Genomic DNA, 16,189 nt, shown 5'->3' with positions numbered 1-16,189 from the left:
CTAAAACATCATTAATTATTGCGAGCCACAATAAACCCACCACCCCCTCAAATTGGCGCATTATTGCGCCATGAAAACGACAAACCACCCTATTGCCGTCTTAACGGCCCAAATCAACAAAACCTCGGCGGACGGCTGGCAACAGCTTTTGCCGAAGGGTGAATTTAGATCTCGTGACGGCTCCCCGCACGACGTGCCGCATTGGTATATCGATGAGACGATTGCAAAACGTCTCATTGCCCGCTTACGTGCGCTAAAACAAGACGCCTTAGTTGACTACGAGCACGAAACCATCCTCAAAGCCAAAAAAGGCGAAGGCGCGGGAGAAGTGCTTGCCGCCGGGTGGTTTAATGCAGATGAAATCAAGTGGTTTGACGATAACGAGCGTCAAGGCTTGTGGATTAAGCCGCGCTGGACGCCAAAAGCCTATGACCACATCAAAAACGGCGAATTTGCTTTTTTAAGCGCCGTATTTAGTTACGACGACAAAGGCAAACCCATCGAACTCAGAATGGCAGCGCTAACCAACGACCCCGGAGTCACCGGCATGCGTCGGTTGGCGGTGCTGTCAGCCCAACTTAATCAACCCAACCCCAAGGAGAAAGCAACAATGAATCCATTGTTAAAGCAGTTGCTTGGCAAACTGGGTGTGACCGTGGAAGACAACGCGGAACTCACCGAAGAGCAAGCACAAACCGCACTTTCTGCGCTGGACGGCATTACCGCCGCCAAAACGACAGCCGAAACGCAAGTCGCCGCATTAAGCGCCAAAATCAATGATGTGGATTTAAGCAAATATGTGCCGAAAGCAACGTATGATGCCACGGTGCAACAGCTTGCCGTGTTATCCGCAAAAACCAATGAAACCGACGTGGCGGGCGTAATCGCAAAAGCCAAAAACGAAGGCCGCGTAATGGAAACCGAAGTGGACTATTTAACCGGCTTTGGCAAACAGCAAGGCGTTGCGGCGTTATCCGCCATGCTTGATGCACGTCCGAAACTTGCCGTGTTATCCGCACAACAAACGGAAAATCTGGAACAGCCGAAAGAAAAAGGCGTAGCAGTATTATCCGCAGAAGAACAAACCGTCGCAAAATTGTTAGGCATTAGCGAAGACGATTTTGCCAAAGAAAAGGAAGCTAAATAATGGCTAATGTAACCCCTGAAATCGTAAAAGCGTTATTTACCGGTCTTGGTAAAAACTTTCGTGAGGGCTTAGAAAAAGCCCCGAGCCAATACACCAAAATCGCTACTGTGGTTAACTCTACCACCAAAAGCAACACCTACACCTGGCTAGGTCAAATGCCTAAACTTAAAGAATGGGTAGGCAAACGCGCAGTCACCGCTATCCAGTCTCACGGTTATGCGGTAGTCAACAAAGACTGGGCGTCAGGGGTAGAAATCCTTCGTACCGACATTGAAGATGACAATATCAGCGTATATGCCCCGCTTGTCATGGAGTTAGGCCGCTCCGCAGGTGAACAACCGGACGAATTAGTGTTTGGCGCATTAAAAGCAGGCTTTAAAACAGCGTGCTATGACGGCCAGTACTTTTTTGACACCGACCACCCGGTTGGAAAAAATCCGGATGGCACGGACCCGGTGCAGGTGAGCAATATCACCGATGACAGCACTAATGTCACCGAAGATGGCGCATGGTACCTGTTAGACTGCTCCCGCGCGTTAAAACCGATTATTTTTCAAAATCGCAAAGCGCCCACGCCGGCTCAAATGACCGACGCTAACGCACAGAAAGTCTATGAAGAAAACATGTACAGCTACGGGGTGGACTTCCGTTGCAACGTGGGCTACGGCTTTTGGCAGATGGCACACGCCGTAAAAGGCAAGCTAACCGCCGAAAACCTGTGGAAAGCCATTAAAGCAATGCGCAAAGTAGAAGGTGACGGTGGCCATAAATTGGGCATTAAACCAACTCACATTGTGGTGCCGGTAGATTTGCAAGAGGAAGCCACCAAGTTGTTAGATCGTGCATTCCGCGTTGAAAACGGTGCCACCGTGGACAACGAATTACGCAACTTAAAACTTGAGTTGATTGTTGCAGACTACCTGTAACCGTTCATCAAAAAGTGCGGTGATTTTTAACCGCACTTTAAACCCCTTTTAAAACCTCTTTAAGGATAAAAATGCAATGCTTAACTTATTTAAAGTTGCGGTCCACAACCGTATTAAAGATGGCTATTGCCGCGCTGGGCGTGTGTTACCTCTCGGCAAAAGCACCCTTGAAGCGCTTACGGCTGAACAAGTGGCGGCGTTACAAGGTGACCACCGGTTGGTTGTTGGAACGCCTGAACCCATGGAGCCTAATCAAGAAGGTGACGGGCAACAAGTACCTCAAAACGGCGAGAACGGAACGCCGACAAAAACCGTGGATGACGGTGCATTACCAGCCGATTTAAACAGCCTGACCGTTGAGCAGTTAAAGGCCGCATTAACCGAGCGTAATGTGCAGTTTGCCGGCAATGCGGTGAAAGCGGATTTGGTTGCCTTATTGGCTGACGCCGTTAAGACCGTGCAGGACGGGCAATAATGCTTTACGCCACCCCGGAAGGCTTAGTTAAACGCTATGGCGAGCAAAGCATTAAAACGCTTGCCATAAGCGCGGACAGCCCCAAAGTCGCCGAAGCGCTTGAAGACGCCTCTCAGACGATTGATAGCTATCTTGCCGGGCGTTATACCCTGCCGCTAAAAAGCGTGCCTGCGGTATTAGAGCGCCACTGTTGTTACATCGCCCGCTATTTTTTGGAAAAAAATCGAGCAACCGACCAAGCCCGCCGAGATTACGACGACAGTATCCGCTACCTCGAAAAAGTGGCCAACGGCACTATCTCGCTCGGGATTAGTGAGGACGGCAAAACAGTGGAAGGCGATAATGTGGCCATCATTGAATCACAGGGCTCCGTATGGGCGCGTGATAAAGCAAAAGGGTTTATCTGATGAGCAATATTGCGAAAACCAGTGACGCGCTACAAGCGAGAATCCGTGAGCTTTGCGGTGATGTATTGCGAGAGGTGACCTCACATCCCGGGCACTGGGATGACTCGGCGGTCACACGCATTGTAAGTAATCCGCCCGCCGCTTATACCGCATGGCTTGGGCATATGCCGGGCGAACATCCGGGTATTGTGCAGGCACGCTGGGCGGTGTATGTCGTCGCAAACGTGTTAGACGGCGAGCGCGAAAATGATGTCGGCATCTATCAGTTGGTTGAGCGGTTAAGCGCGGGCTTGCACCGTTATCGACTACCACCAAGTGGCACATTTGAGCTGTTAAGCGTGCAAAACCTGTGGTCTGACACGCAAAGCGGCATGGGTGTGGCAGTTTACGGCATGTACTTTAAAGCACCAATGCCAAGCTATGACAAAGGGTAACTATGGCACAAACTAAAATTATCTTAACCGCTCCGCATACCCATGCAGGGCAACAATATCAGGCGGGAGAGACGTTGGAGTTAGACGAGTCCTCCGCAGAATTTATCTTAAAAATGGGCGCCGGCAAAGCTACCGCGACCCGTCGAGCAGAAGCACCAAGCGAGGAGACAAACAATGGAGCGCAATGAAACTTATAGCTACGGTCAAGGCCGTGTGTACCTTGGCGAACGTTTGCCAAACGGCGAACCGAAAAATTTACGTTGGGTAGGTGATGTGTCCGAAGCCAACCTATCCTTAAGCACGGAAGAATTTACCCACAAAGAATCTTACTCGGGTCAGCGCCAAGAAGTACGCAAAATCAATACCGGCAAATCAGGCGAGGTAAGCCTTAAATTCCACGAGTTAAGCCCTGAAAACTTGGCGTTGTTGTTACTTGGTGAGTATACCAAAATTGCCGCGGGTACAGTTACCGGCGAAGCGTTACCAACGGAAATTAAGGCCGGTGATCGCATTGCATTAAAACACGTCAATGTCAGCAATGTAGAAATCGCCAATATGACCGAAAACACCGATTATGTAGTGCATAAGGTATTTGGCGCGATTGAATTTTTGAAAGACAAATCCGGCAACACCGAAACAGTGAAATACAGCTACGGTGAGTCGCAAAACGTGGCAATGCTAACAAGCAACCCGAAAGACTTATTTTTGCGTTACGAGGGCGTCAACCTTGCCGAGCAAAACGAATGGGTGATGTTGGAGTTGTACAAAATCAACTTTAACCCAACCGATGCACTTGCGTTGATTAACAACGACAACTCGTTGGCCGCCTTGAATGCAAAAGCGAAAGTGTTGGCCGATACCTCTAAACCGGGCGATGCAGTCCTTGGGCGTTTTGGCCGCGTAGCCACTATTAAGCAGTAGCCATTCTGCAAGCTCCCCCGCTCAATCATTGCGGGAGCAACTTTTGATTGAGCGGGATTTTTTAAAATTGCAAGGATAATAAAAATGCAAAACCAAGCCACCTCCGAACTTGACATCCTCTACCCAAATCGCGACATCACCGTGGGCGGGGAAACCGTCACTGTGAAGGAATACACGCTTATCCAGCAAATGCAACATAACGCTAAATTGGCAGCGTTTATCGCAACTTTGCGTGACCAATTAGCCAGTGTCGATAAGCCCGAAAACGCGCGCTGGGATGAAATCATGCAGGCGCTTGCCGATAACTACGAAGCCATTATTGAGCTGGTTGCCGTATCCATTAACAAGCCCGTGGAGTTTGTTGCAAACCTAAATGCCCAAGAAGGCGAAGATTTGATGTTGTTGTGGTGGGCGGTCAACAGTAATTTTTTTACCCGCAAAGCGGTGCAACCGCTAGTCGAGCAAATAGCACAGACCAATGCGCGCCGCCTGATTGGGGCGAAATCATAGAGCACTTGGTGGCTAACGGTCACCAATTTAACGAGCTGGGGCAATACACTGCCCGGCAACTCATCCTATTTTACGAAAAATCCATGCTCCGCGCCCGACGTGAACGCGCCGCACGAGCAATAGATTGCGCCGTGGGATTTAGCGGCGGCAAAGACTTAACCAATTATATTAACGACCTGACCGCATAAAGTGCGGTCAATTTTTAAGGTGAATTTATGGCAGCAGATACCTTGACGCTTGCAATGCGCATTAAAGCCGATGTGGATGCGGCGGTGCGCAATTTTAAACAGTTTAAGGCGGAAATCACAGGCGTTGGCACGGCAAGTGATCGCTTGAGCGCGCAAGGTAAAGCGGGTGCGCAAGGTTTAAGCGTGCTAGATACTGTCACCGGGCAACTTAACAACAAGCTAAAACAAACAAAAACCGAATTAAACGGTGTCAGCCAACAATTAAACGGGTTTAAATCCCAATTGTTAGGGTTTACCGCTATTGCCGGCGTGTCTCTTGGCGCTAAAAGTATCTTACTTGATGCGGATGCCATGACTAGCTATCAGGCGCGCATTAAACTTGTCTCCCGCACAAACAACGAGGCGAAAGGCACGTTTAGAGAGTTGATGGACATCTCTAACGAGACGGGCAATGCGTTTAAATCCACTGCGGAGCTTTACACTCGTGTTTACCGTGCTTTGGGCGATAAAGCCAATAGCGCGGAACTCCTCCAATTTACCCGCACATTGCAACAAATGGTGGTCGTCTCCGGGGCATTACCCGAGGAGGCTAAGTCCGCCATTATCCAGTTATCCCAGGGTTTAGCCTCCGGCACCTTGCGCGGCGAGGAATTTAACTCCGTCGCCGAGCAAATGCCTATCTTTTTAGAGGTACTGCAAAAATCCCTCGGCAAAACCCGCGCCGAATTACGCAAAATGGCCGAAGACGGCGAGCTCACACCACAGATTATCTTGAGTGCGACAAAAGAAGCCGCCGCTGAAATCGAAAAACAATACGAATCCATGCCGCTGACTATCGGTCGCGCCGGTGCGCATTTTGGTAACGCGTGGACGGAATACCTTAACAAAACCGACAATGCTATCTCTTTAACCGCAACAGTAGCGGCCGCAATTAGTGGGCTTGCTAATAATCTAGATTTATTTGGCAATGTTGCACTTGTGGTTGCCGCAGTGGCCGCCTCCCGCTTTGTCGCCGGTATGGTGCAAAGTGCGGTGGCTATGGCGCGCAATGCCGCGGTGACAGCGGCATCTAACAATGCATTAGTTGCCCGCGCCGCCATTGAGGTTAAAGCCGCTCAGGCATCAGTGGCGATGGCCGCGTCAACCGATAGAGCAACACTGGCCACGGAACGTCTTGCATTAGCTAACCGCAATCTTGCCGTGGCTATGCGTGCCGCAACGTTTAGCGGATTGGGGCAAAGTTTACTCGCGCTTGCGGGCGGCCCTATTGGGCTTGCTATTACCGCTATTTTTGGCCTTTATGCGGCCTATGAATACATCAAAGGCAAAGAGGCGGAGCTTGATGCGCAATATCAGCAAACAGCCAACAGCATCCAATCCAACATCGAAAAAACGCAATCATTAATCCAAGCCCGCAAAGAACTGGGCGAAATTGGCGGATTTAGCGAGCGCGTGAGCCAAGTTGAAACCAACAATAAAGCAATCGAGGAAGCCAAAGCTCAGCTTGATGATCTGATTAAGCGTCGCGATGAATTGCTCAGTAAAAACCGCTTTAGTGTGATGGGCGGATTAATTAATGCAGACGAGATAAATCAAGTTAATGCGCAAATTAAGACACTGCAAGCCGCTGTTAATGACTTGAGCGAGACAACGGGAGAGTTGGCAGACATCAATCAGGAGCAACTCACCGCCGCATTTAACGCCGCGATGGAAGCAGGCGGCGAATTTGCCGAACGGTTAAAAGATCTTGGTGGCTTGGAGGCAGCAGAAACCCAAGAAGAGCTCAAAAAAGCCATTAAATCCGCGGAAGAACAAATGCAATCCATGAGCGGCGAATTGACGCAAACCGAGAAAAAACTGCGCAATGAGCTGACGCAAGCGACGATGACGGCGACCGAGCAACTTGAAAATATGAAGCAAGCCTTTATCGCGTTAAGCAAACAAGCCGGCAATGCGGCAAGCGAAATGGATCCGTTTATCGCCCGCATTAACATGATGATTGACCTTAACAAACAAATTGAGCAGGCAAAGCAAAACAAAACAAATGAATCCTGGCTTGAGCGGTTAAAAGACCGCGCCGCAACTGCCGGCATGGGCACCGCGCAAAAGATTATGTATGACGCGGAGAAAGAAGGATTAAACGACGAGCAACGCAAACTCGCCGCACAATACGCCGCAAAAATCGAAGCCGGCGAAAAAGCCAAAAAAAACGCCCGCACAAAAACTAAAAAATACGATGCAGAAGACAAAAACCTTGCGCTTAACGTGCAGTATTTGCGCTTAACAGGGCAAGAGGTTAAGGCTAACTTAACCGACATTGAGGGCCGTTATAACAAGCTATTAGCCGAGTTTACTAAGCACTCCAATGTGGATGGGATTAATCTGATTAAAAAAATCTTACCACTGGAGCAAGCCAAGGCGCAGGTGGACGGGGTGCAAGCTGAAATCAATCGCTTGTATCAAAACCAAAGCACGCAAGAGCAACGTATCCAAGCGCAGGTGCAGGTGGGCTTAATTAGCCACCTTGAGGGGCAACAACAACTGAAGGCCCTATACACCGAAACTGTGGCAGAGCTTGAAAAACAAATCCCGGTATTGGAAAAATTGGCCAAAATGCCTGGCGCGCAAGGTGAAGCGGCCAAAAGCTCTCTAGAGGGCATGAAAATCAAGATTGCCGAGCTTAAAAATGCGGGAAATGACCTTGAGAAGACCTTTAAAGAGGGTTTAACGGAAGGATTGCAAACCTCTATTGTAGGGCTTGCTAAAGGGACAATGACCTTGCGTGATGCCGTGTTAAATCTCGCCAATACCATCATAAATGCAATGATTAATATTGCCGCGCAACAGCTCGCCATGCAGGCGGCAAGCGCGACAAGCGGTTGGTGGGGTGCGATTGCAGGTGCATTTTCCAGCGGTACCGTTGCGGCCGCAACAGGGGGTTATATCCGCGGTCCCGGCACAAGCACATCGGATTCAATCCCCGCCCGCCTATCCAATGGTGAGTTCGTGGTTAAGGCGGATTCTGTGGCGCACTATGGCGTAGGCTTTATGCACGCCATCAACCGCCGACAACTCCGCTCATTTTCGCAAGGCGGCCCGGTATCTGTCCCTCCTGTGCCAAGCTACAGTGAGCCTGGATTAAGTGATTCTTTGCGTGACGGCCGCACGGGCACGCAGGTGGTAGCATCACCGGTCAACATCCAGCAAACCTTGGCAGTTGACAGTGCAGAGTTATTTACTGCGGGGCTCAAGACCACCGCGGGTGTTAAGGCAGTCATCACTATGCTCCGCGCCAACAAACAAACCGTAAAAGATATTTTAAATTAAGAGGTTATCACATGGCATACAAAACCGGCACCGCGCAAAACGAGCGCGATTTGCTTGACATCCTAAATAAGTTTTTAACCACCGACCCGACGTTGGTTGCCAATGGGCAGGCGTGGACGGTGTTGTTTGACCGCACTTTGCCGGCAACCACAACGACAAAAGAAATCCGTCAAATCGCCTGGAAGTCCACCGGTACAGGGATTGAGCAGGATATTTATATTTGCGCCTCGACCGCCAATTTGATTTCTGCCGACACATACAATATTAATTTTTGGGGTGGTACGTTTTACAACCCACAATTTGTCACCGAGACACAAATCCACAAAGGCTTAATTAACCCGTCGCCTGGCGTGGCATTGTTTGCCGATAACCGCGCGATTGAGTATCACATTGTTGCGGATGGTCGCTGTTGCAAGATTGTGACCCGTATCTCGCAAGTGTGCTCAAGTGCTTATCTAGGCTTTATTTTGCCTACTGTGCCACCGACAGAATACCCATACCCGCTTTGTATCGCCGGTAGTGCACCGCTAGTTGATGATAGTAATAGAGGTGTTTTTATCCGCTATTCACAGTCTGATAATTTTAATTCGTCTATCGTTAATCCGCTTTATGGCAATTGCTGGTTGATTACCCCTGACCAGACTTGGCGCGATTTTTACGGTGAGACATACAAAAACATCAATACCGACTCGGCATATCAATTTATGTATCCGATGTGTAATTACTATTCATACGGCAGTTATATGCAACCTCAAATTTTAAGTACGATGGGCGCTTCTCCCGGTGGGAGTTTTCCGCTTTTGCCGGTTGAGTTTTTAAGTTACAAGGTCTCCAGTCAAAAAAATAATCGCTGGGGTGCGCTGGATGGCGTTTATTGGATTCCAGGGTTGCAACGCGCAGCCGGAGATAAAGTAACAATTGCCGAGGGGCGCTCGGGCGTGGTGTTTAACGGCGGATTCCGCGTTAAAACCAAGGATTATTTTGTGATTGAGACAACGGGAGCGTAGCCATGGCATATCAAACAGGCACCGCAAAAACACTAAACGAGCTATTAACCAAACTTACCGAGTTTGCGCAGACCCAAAATTGGGTCATTGATAAAGCAACAAACAATGAGCTCTATTTGCATAATGACGACGGTTATTGGTCATTTGTGTTATCCGCAGAGAGTAATTTTCTGTTTGGCTATGTTAATTCCGGATTTGACAAAAGTAAGGGGGCAGACGCTCAACCCGGGTCATCAAAAAATAACTCATTTACGACCATTGAGACCGCAACCACTCAACTGCATAGCGGTAATTATGTGTCTTATGATTTTTTTGGCACTAAGCAATATTTACACATTGTTGTGCAAGTCGAAGCTGATAAATTTAGACATTTTGGGATTGGTACGCTTGATAAAGAGGGTGAGTATGTCGGCGGACAATATACTTACGGCACATCAATACAGGGACGATATGGGCATTACCAAGAAATAGATCACATTTATGGTTTTGCTAATGGTAAAAACGGTAATCAGGCAGTTGTTAGAGCTGATGGCATTAGCGGTGCAACAAAATCGCCGTGGTATTTTGCGCCGGTGAGTATTAATGATTTTAACGACATCAATAAAAAAGACTACGGTAAATATTTGCTGACGCTTGGGCGAGCATCAATGTACACCGACAATAAGACATACCACCCGGATAAATTACTGGTTGACTTTAGTCAATCAAAATTCGGTCAGACGTTAATCCCATGCCCGCACAGTTTGATTGCGCACGGCATTGACGGTGTGTTTCGCCGTTTGGGCATATTGCCGGACCGTTACGAGTGCACCATGGTTGGCATTCAGCCGCGCCAAATTTTAGAGATTGCCGGTGAGCGTTGGATGATTATCCCGAGCGCACAATACGACGAGCGCAATGCTAACTCAATCGAGGAGGGTAAAAACAACTCCGGCATCCAGGGCGTGGCATATCGCATTATTGAGTAGCAATTATGGCTAATATCACGGCATACAAAGCAAAAACAGGCAAATCGGGCGCGATTAAAGACACCGGCTATCTTGATAGTCTCACAACCCATCGCGGGGCTAACCAGCGCATTTTGGCGCGCCCGCGGAAGCTCATTCATGGTGCACTGACAGCTGGCGTGACGATTGATTTGACGCAATCCACGCGCGCTCATGTTGTGCCCAATTACTACGCTGATTTATATAAACGTATTTTTGTTATCCCGCACACCGTCAATCTTGGCTCAATCTCCACTGACCAGACTTTTAATGTGCAAGTTTGGAATGCCAACAAAAGTGCGGTAAAACTTTTATCTGTTTCCGTCGTCGGTGGTGAGGGCATAGAGCTTGTCGGCCCAACATCCGGCACGTTTAACGCGCTCGCCCTTAAAAAATGGACGGTTAAAGTCGGCATGCAGGGCACACCGGAGATTGATTGCGTAGTCACGTTTAACTTTTTGGGCAAAAGTCCCGTTACGCTACGCATTACCGGCTCGCGCTCCACTGATTGGTCGTTTATGCCGGATTGGAGTGAGGACGTCACCGAAAATCTCGAGTGGTTCACCCGCGTGCATCAATCCGTCACTGCCGCCGAACAACGTATCGCGCGTCGTTTAAGCCCGCGCCGCACGTTTGAGTTTAAAGTGAGTTTTAGTGACACCGAGCGCCAACTCTTTGAATCCGCCCTTTACGGCTACGGCTCGCGCGTGTGGTCGCTACCGATTTTTACCGATTGTGCAAGATTATTACAGCCTGTGCAACAGGGCGCGGTGGAGTTACCTATTAACACCGTGGGCTATGATTTTGCCGTCGGTGGGCGCGCAATTTTGATGACCGGAAGCAACAAGGAGATGGTTGAGATTACTGCGCTGGAGCCAAGTAAAATCACAGTTAAGCGCCCAATCGTTGGTAATTATGACCGCACTTTTACCGCCGTTTACCCGCTCCGCTCTGCTGTGCTTACGGATATGCCGCAAGTACGCCGTTTAAGCGATAACGTGTCAACCGCGCAAATCCGCCTACAACTGCACGAGCATAATGCGTGGAGTGATGATGTGAGCCATTTGCCGACTTATCGCAACCACCCGGTGTTGGAGCCGACATCGGAGTGGTCAGAAGACGTCACTGCGCAATATGCACGGCTGATTAAGACGCTGGATAATGAGACGGGCTTGCCGTATTACTTGGATACCGCAAACAAAGCCATGCAAATCACCGCCCACCGCTTTGTGGCAAGTGGGCGGGAAGAACAACGCAAGCTCCGCAATTTGTTTTACCACTTGCGCGGGCGTCAACGTGCGATTTGGGTGGCAACCTCAAGCACAGATGTGACGCCGGTGGGCGATATTGTCGGCAAGACTTTAGATATTGCCTACATCAACTATACCGGCGCACTGCAAAAGCAAACAGGACGCCAAGACGTGCGCATTGAGTGCACCGGCGGGCGGATTTTTTATCGCCGTATTGTGTCATCCGCAGTGATTAACTCTGCAACAGAGCGGCTCGCCTTTGACGGCGACACGCTCAATATCAAACAAGCGGAGATTCTTAAGATTTCGTACTTGACACTGTCCCGCTTGGAGAGCGACACAGTCAGTTGGGTGCATCACACTGACGCAGACGGCGCGGCAACAGTGACAGTGAGCTTCCGCGGGCTCCGCGATGAGCTTGAGCCGTAAAAACATCCATAAAAACGACCGCACTTTAAAGGCGGTTTAAAGGATATTTAAAGATGAGTTATTTAAGCAAAACACATTCCGTCTCTGAGGGGCGCCCGATTGATTTATATCAATTTGTGCGCGGCGAAAACGAGAAAATCTGGCGCTTTTGCAATGCGGACAAGGATTTAGAGATTAACAGCGAGAAATGGCTAGCGTCCGCTATCAGTGATGCCCGCGACGGCGGAGGTGATGGCAATGTGACGCTTCGCATGCCAAGCAACAACCCCGTGGCGCGCCTGTATCGAGGGCTTCCGCCTAGCCAAACTGTTAAGCTCACTATTATGCGCTTGCATGAGGACGACAACGAGATCCGTATTGTGTGGATTGGTACGATTACGGAGGCAAGTCGCCCGGATATACATACTACCAATCTTACCTCCGCGGCATTGTCCGACACCATGGATAGCGCAGGATTGCGCCTGACTTGGGGGCGTAACTGCCCTTATACACTGTATGACGTGGATTGCAAAGTTAAGCCGGGCAATTTTGTCGTCGCGGGGCTCACCATAAGCGCGATGGATGGTGTATCTATCACTGTTGATTTACCGCAAAACTTGCCGCAGGGTTGGTTTAATGCAGGTTTCATCGAGTGGACGGACGACGGCGTGCGCGAGGTGCGTGCAGTGACCGTTCATCAAAATAACAAACTCACGCTTATGGGCGGCACCCAAAAACTGTCTGTCGGCACAGTCATTAAGGTGTATCCGGGGTGTGATGGGCGCGCCGAGACGTGTCTTAAAAAGTTTAACAATATGCTCAATTACGGTGGCGCGCCGCACATGCCAAATAAGTCGCCGTATGATGGCTCGCGGGTATTCTGAGGGGTATTAATTATGTATGAGTCAATTGCATGGGCAATCGTCAAAATCGTCGCTTGGGCGGTTGCCAGTTATTACATCAATCAAGCGCTTAACAATAAGCGAGGCAATAATAACAGCCCCGATGCGGTGAACGCAAAAGATTGGAATTTTCCGCAAATTGACGAGGGCACGCCGCAGTGTGTGTTTTTTGGCGATTGTTGGACTGAGGACTGGCAAGTGTTGGCGTATGGTAACTACCGCACCACCGAAATCAAAAAAGGTTAAGTTATGGACAAGATGACTATCACAATGCAAGACATGCGCCGGGTAGATTTCTGCGCCTCCGGTGTGGAGGCGTTTTTTGTACGCGAAGGCTTGGACTATGCCGATTTTTTAGCACACGGGATTGATTCTGACGTGCTTTTAAACACGGGCAGTGTATTTGCCCGCAAATGTATTAATGCCGCCATTGCGGCGCGTCAAGGAGATAAATAATGGGTGGTAAACGTGGCGGCGGGTCGGTAACGGTTGGTTATCGCTATTATTGGGATATTCAAAGTGGGCTTGGACGCGGACCGGTGGACGAGATTGTTGAGTTACGTGTGGACGACAAAACCGCCTATGTTGGCAAGCCGGGTGAGCTCACTCACTCTCAGGCGATTTATATCGACAAGCCCAACCTCTTCGGCGGTGATAACACCGGCGGCGAGGGTGGGATTCAAGGCCGGATGGAGATACTCATGGGCGAGCCCGACCAAAAGCCGACACAAATGCTGATTAATTTACTCAAAGGAGTTTATAACCCATCGCTTGCCACCCATGCCTCAAGATGGCTGCGCAAATATGCAAACAAAAACCCTGAGCGCAATAAATTTTTTCAAAATGGCAACGTAGAGCCGGGTAATCTTAGCCAAGATGACATAATTCCCGGCTTCCGCGGCGTCGCCACGACAGTGTTTAGCGGGTTGATTAGTTGCTATAACGCCTATCCCAAAAAGCACAGTTACCGCGTGCGCAGAGCAAATAAAGGCTGGCACGGCGGTGTGGTGTGGTACCCCGAAAAAGCTAAAATCTTGCTACGCAACAATAATCTCAAAATCTCCGGCTTGACACCGGAGCAAGAAAAAAATGTACGAGAGATTCACGCCATGAATCCGGCACATATCTTGGTTGAGTGCGCTACGAATAAGAGTTGGGGCGGTAAAAAAGACCTTTCCGATTTGGATTTGGATAGCTACAAAAAAGCCGCCGATACGCTTTATGCCGAGGGCTTTGGCTTGTGTATCCGCTACAACCGCCAAACCTCCATTAAAGAGTTCATTCAGCAAATTGTGGATCACATCGGCGCGGCGCAATATGACAACATTGAGACCGGTAAACAAGCGATTAAGCTGATTCGCCATGATTACAAGGTCGAGGATTTACCGCTGTTTACATACGATAACGGGATTCTTTCAGTGCTCGATGATGATAGTGCGGCAACCGATAAGCAGGCCAATCAAATCATTGTTAAATACCGTGAGCCGGTGACAAACCGCGACGACCAGGCTATTGCTAACAATATCGCGGCAGTGCAAATGCACGGCGTAATTAGTAAGACGGTTGAGTATAAAGGGATTCCAACGTTTGATTTGGCGGCGCGTGTGGCTCAGCGTGATTTAGAGATGATTGCCAGTGGTTTAACGCGACTTAAAATCACCTTTGATATGCGTGGTAGTGAGTTACGCCCGGGTGATGTTATCCGGGTTAATCTGCCGGAGCGTGATATTGTGGACGTGGTCTTTCGGGTCGGTGAGCTTAAAAACGGCAATGAGGGCGAGATTGTCGCCACTTGCTTGCAGGATGTGTTTGGGTTGCCATCAGCTAACTACTCCACCCAAAAGGGCGAGTCGCTTTATGTGCCGCCCGATTACACCGCCAAACCGATTGAGCACGCGCAGTTGTTTGAGGTGCCATATCATGTCCTCCCGCTTGTATTGACGGACGCGGAGTTGGTGTATGTTAAGCCGACTGATTGCTTTGTGTGGGGCATGGGCGCGCAACCTACCCCGCTTTCCGTTGGCTATGACATGTTAGTCAACGTAGGCGCGGGCTATGCGCAGACTGCGACAGGCTCATTCACGCCATGTATTGAGCTGGTCGGCGAGGTGAGCCCTTATCAGACTAGCATTAAGTTTAGGTTAGAGGGTGAGTATTCCGCCCTTGCGGGCGCCGAGGCGCTCATTGTGGATGATGAGATTATTAAGATTGATTCCGTCGATTTTAAAACCGGCACAATGACTGTGGGGCGCGGTTGTGCGGATACTATCCCACAAGCGCATAAAGCGGGCGTCTTGGCGTGGTGTTATCTGCTTGCCGCCGGCACGGATGAGACAAAATACACTGTGGGCGAGCAAATTAAGGGTAAATTACTCACCCGCACTGCACAGCAAACGCTTGATGAGAGCAAGGCTCAGGTGCTTACACTTACCACCCGTCAACGTCAAGCCCGCCCTTATCCACCTGGCAAAGTGCAAATCGATGGCGGTTACGGTAACACCATTAATGACAAATCCGCGTTTAAGCTCACCTGGGCGCACCGTGACCGTGATGTGCAGGCGGATAAGTTGATTCCGCATACGGATGACAGCACCGTTTTGGGCAAGGGTGTCAGCTACAAAGTAGATTTACTGGATGGCGACAGCGTGGTGCGGTCTATTGATACCACCGCAACCGAGTTTGTTTACCCGGACGCCAAAAAGGTAGATGGCGAGCAATTTAGCCAAATAGCGTTATATAGCACCCAAAATGGCTTACAAAGCTTGCATCGTTATGTGCTCAAAGTCGGCGGCGCGTTAGTGTTACTCTATAAGTATGATTATCGTGAGACTTGGACTGCGGGCGATGACTTAATCAATAAGTATGATGACAATGATATCCCAGGCGGTAAATACCTTATGTTGTCAAGTAACGCGGAGCCAAAATCCAACATCTATAAAGACTATGCAATACCCGCCGGTAAATATGCTCGTTTTGTGCTTGATTACAAAATTATGACGTATAACCAACGCCGCGGCAAATGCCGGGTGATTGTGCAACTGCTTAATGGCAAAAACGTGGTGCAATCATACGATTCAGATTTAATGGGCGACTGGCAAACTAATGAGTGGCACCCGCAACAAGTTGCAGATAAGTTACCTGCAGGGGTAAATATCATTAGGTTTAAGATTGTGCCGGAGGCGGATATCCGCAATAACGCACTGACATTTAGAGATATCACAATTAGAGTTGGGGAGGAGTAGCTTTCAAACGTTTTAAAAAATGACCGCACTTTATGAAGAAATAATCAACAACCCCAAAT

17 protein-coding genes are annotated in these 16,189 nt (G+C 49.3%); all 17 read left to right on the top strand.

What is annotated here, in order from left to right; translation table 11 throughout:
- Positions 1-70 precede the first annotated feature (70 nt).
- Positions 71-1,147, top strand: coding sequence for a phage protease (locus tag EL144_RS01685; protein ID WP_005705109.1), 1,077 nt, complete (start codon positions 71-73; stop codon positions 1,145-1,147).
- A complete protein-coding gene (locus EL144_RS01680; protein WP_050332959.1) occupies positions 1,147-2,073 on the top strand; it encodes a Mu-like prophage major head subunit gpT family protein in 927 nt (308 codons plus the stop codon). Before EL144_RS01685 ends, EL144_RS01680 begins: the two co-directional genes overlap by 1 nt.
- A gap of 76 nt (positions 2,074-2,149) precedes the next feature.
- Positions 2,150-2,548, top strand: coding sequence for an HI1506-related protein (locus EL144_RS01675; RefSeq protein WP_005705112.1), 399 nt, complete (start codon positions 2,150-2,152; stop codon positions 2,546-2,548).
- Positions 2,548-2,955, top strand: a complete 408-nt coding sequence (locus tag EL144_RS01670) for a gp436 family protein (protein ID WP_005705114.1) — start codon at positions 2,548-2,550, stop codon at positions 2,953-2,955. The genes EL144_RS01675 and EL144_RS01670 overlap by 1 nt, the downstream gene beginning before the upstream one ends.
- Entirely contained in the window at positions 2,955-3,389 is a 435-nt protein-coding gene (locus tag EL144_RS01665; protein WP_005705116.1) for a DUF1834 family protein, read from the top strand. The genes EL144_RS01670 and EL144_RS01665 overlap by 1 nt, the downstream gene beginning before the upstream one ends.
- Before the next feature lie 2 nt (positions 3,390-3,391).
- Positions 3,392-3,577: a DUF7210 family protein gene (locus tag EL144_RS01660; RefSeq protein ID WP_005705117.1), complete on the top strand. Its 186-nt coding sequence runs from the start codon at positions 3,392-3,394 to the stop codon at positions 3,575-3,577.
- Positions 3,564-4,310, top strand: a complete 747-nt coding sequence (locus EL144_RS01655) for a phage tail tube protein (RefSeq protein WP_005705118.1) — start codon at positions 3,564-3,566, stop codon at positions 4,308-4,310. The genes EL144_RS01660 and EL144_RS01655 overlap by 14 nt, the downstream gene beginning before the upstream one ends.
- Positions 4,311-4,394: 84 nt before the next feature.
- Positions 4,395-4,820: a DUF6631 family protein gene (locus EL144_RS01650; RefSeq protein ID WP_005705119.1), complete on the top strand. Its 426-nt coding sequence runs from the start codon at positions 4,395-4,397 to the stop codon at positions 4,818-4,820.
- 8 nt (positions 4,821-4,828) lie between these two features.
- Positions 4,829-5,008, top strand: coding sequence for a hypothetical protein (locus tag EL144_RS01645; protein WP_005705121.1), 180 nt, complete (start codon positions 4,829-4,831; stop codon positions 5,006-5,008).
- A 27-nt stretch (positions 5,009-5,035) separates the two neighbouring features.
- Entirely contained in the window at positions 5,036-8,335 is a 3,300-nt protein-coding gene (locus EL144_RS01640; RefSeq protein WP_050332961.1) for a tape measure protein, read from the top strand.
- 11 nt (positions 8,336-8,346) lie between these two features.
- Complete coding sequence (locus EL144_RS01635; protein ID WP_005705127.1) at positions 8,347-9,342, top strand: hypothetical protein; 996 nt, start codon at positions 8,347-8,349, stop codon at positions 9,340-9,342.
- Between the two features lie 2 nt (positions 9,343-9,344).
- Positions 9,345-10,310: a hypothetical protein gene (locus tag EL144_RS01630; protein ID WP_005705130.1), complete on the top strand. Its 966-nt coding sequence runs from the start codon at positions 9,345-9,347 to the stop codon at positions 10,308-10,310.
- A 5-nt stretch (positions 10,311-10,315) separates the two neighbouring features.
- On the top strand, positions 10,316-12,007 hold the full coding sequence (locus EL144_RS01625; protein WP_005705131.1) for a hypothetical protein: 1,692 nt from the start codon (positions 10,316-10,318) through the stop codon (positions 12,005-12,007).
- A gap of 53 nt (positions 12,008-12,060) precedes the next feature.
- On the top strand, positions 12,061-12,870 hold the full coding sequence (locus EL144_RS01620) for a phage BR0599 family protein (protein ID WP_005705132.1): 810 nt from the start codon (positions 12,061-12,063) through the stop codon (positions 12,868-12,870).
- 12 nt (positions 12,871-12,882) lie between these two features.
- The gene (locus EL144_RS01615) at positions 12,883-13,134 is read left to right on the top strand and encodes a hypothetical protein (RefSeq protein ID WP_005705133.1); all 252 of its coding nucleotides are present in this window, start codon (positions 12,883-12,885) and stop codon (positions 13,132-13,134) included.
- Between the two features lie 3 nt (positions 13,135-13,137).
- A complete protein-coding gene (locus EL144_RS01610; RefSeq protein WP_005705134.1) occupies positions 13,138-13,344 on the top strand; it encodes a hypothetical protein in 207 nt (68 codons plus the stop codon).
- Positions 13,344-16,130, top strand: coding sequence for a phage tail protein (locus EL144_RS01605; protein ID WP_005705135.1), 2,787 nt, complete (start codon positions 13,344-13,346; stop codon positions 16,128-16,130). Before EL144_RS01610 ends, EL144_RS01605 begins: the two co-directional genes overlap by 1 nt.
- Positions 16,131-16,189: the final 59 nt, after the last annotated feature.

It is taken from the genome of Aggregatibacter aphrophilus ATCC 33389, from assembly GCF_900636915.1.
Taxonomy (GTDB): Bacteria; Pseudomonadota; Gammaproteobacteria; order Enterobacterales; family Pasteurellaceae; genus Aggregatibacter; species Aggregatibacter aphrophilus.
Note: the sequence above shows the minus strand (reverse complement) of the source record. Positions and strands in the feature narration are given on the sequence as shown.

Excerpts from the sequence above, each read along its gene's own strand:
- EL144_RS01685 (WP_005705109.1), top strand. The coding sequence starts at position 71 with ATGAAAACGACAAACCACCCTATTGCCGTCTTAACGGCCCAAATCAAC.
- EL144_RS01680 (WP_050332959.1), top strand. The coding sequence starts at position 1,147 with ATGGCTAATGTAACCCCTGAAATCGTAAAAGCGTTATTTACCGGTCTT.
- EL144_RS01675 (WP_005705112.1), top strand. The coding sequence starts at position 2,150 with ATGCTTAACTTATTTAAAGTTGCGGTCCACAACCGTATTAAAGATGGC.
- EL144_RS01670 (WP_005705114.1), top strand. The coding sequence starts at position 2,548 with ATGCTTTACGCCACCCCGGAAGGCTTAGTTAAACGCTATGGCGAGCAA.
- EL144_RS01665 (WP_005705116.1), top strand. The coding sequence starts at position 2,955 with ATGAGCAATATTGCGAAAACCAGTGACGCGCTACAAGCGAGAATCCGT.
- EL144_RS01660 (WP_005705117.1), top strand. The coding sequence starts at position 3,392 with ATGGCACAAACTAAAATTATCTTAACCGCTCCGCATACCCATGCAGGG.
- EL144_RS01655 (WP_005705118.1), top strand. The coding sequence starts at position 3,564 with ATGGAGCGCAATGAAACTTATAGCTACGGTCAAGGCCGTGTGTACCTT.
- EL144_RS01650 (WP_005705119.1), top strand. The coding sequence starts at position 4,395 with ATGCAAAACCAAGCCACCTCCGAACTTGACATCCTCTACCCAAATCGC.
- EL144_RS01640 (WP_050332961.1), top strand. The coding sequence starts at position 5,036 with ATGGCAGCAGATACCTTGACGCTTGCAATGCGCATTAAAGCCGATGTG.
- EL144_RS01635 (WP_005705127.1), top strand. The coding sequence starts at position 8,347 with ATGGCATACAAAACCGGCACCGCGCAAAACGAGCGCGATTTGCTTGAC.
- EL144_RS01630 (WP_005705130.1), top strand. The coding sequence starts at position 9,345 with ATGGCATATCAAACAGGCACCGCAAAAACACTAAACGAGCTATTAACC.
- EL144_RS01625 (WP_005705131.1), top strand. The coding sequence starts at position 10,316 with ATGGCTAATATCACGGCATACAAAGCAAAAACAGGCAAATCGGGCGCG.
- EL144_RS01620 (WP_005705132.1), top strand. The coding sequence starts at position 12,061 with ATGAGTTATTTAAGCAAAACACATTCCGTCTCTGAGGGGCGCCCGATT.
- EL144_RS01615 (WP_005705133.1), top strand. The coding sequence starts at position 12,883 with ATGTATGAGTCAATTGCATGGGCAATCGTCAAAATCGTCGCTTGGGCG.
- EL144_RS01610 (WP_005705134.1), top strand. The coding sequence starts at position 13,138 with ATGGACAAGATGACTATCACAATGCAAGACATGCGCCGGGTAGATTTC.
- EL144_RS01605 (WP_005705135.1), top strand. The coding sequence starts at position 13,344 with ATGGGTGGTAAACGTGGCGGCGGGTCGGTAACGGTTGGTTATCGCTAT.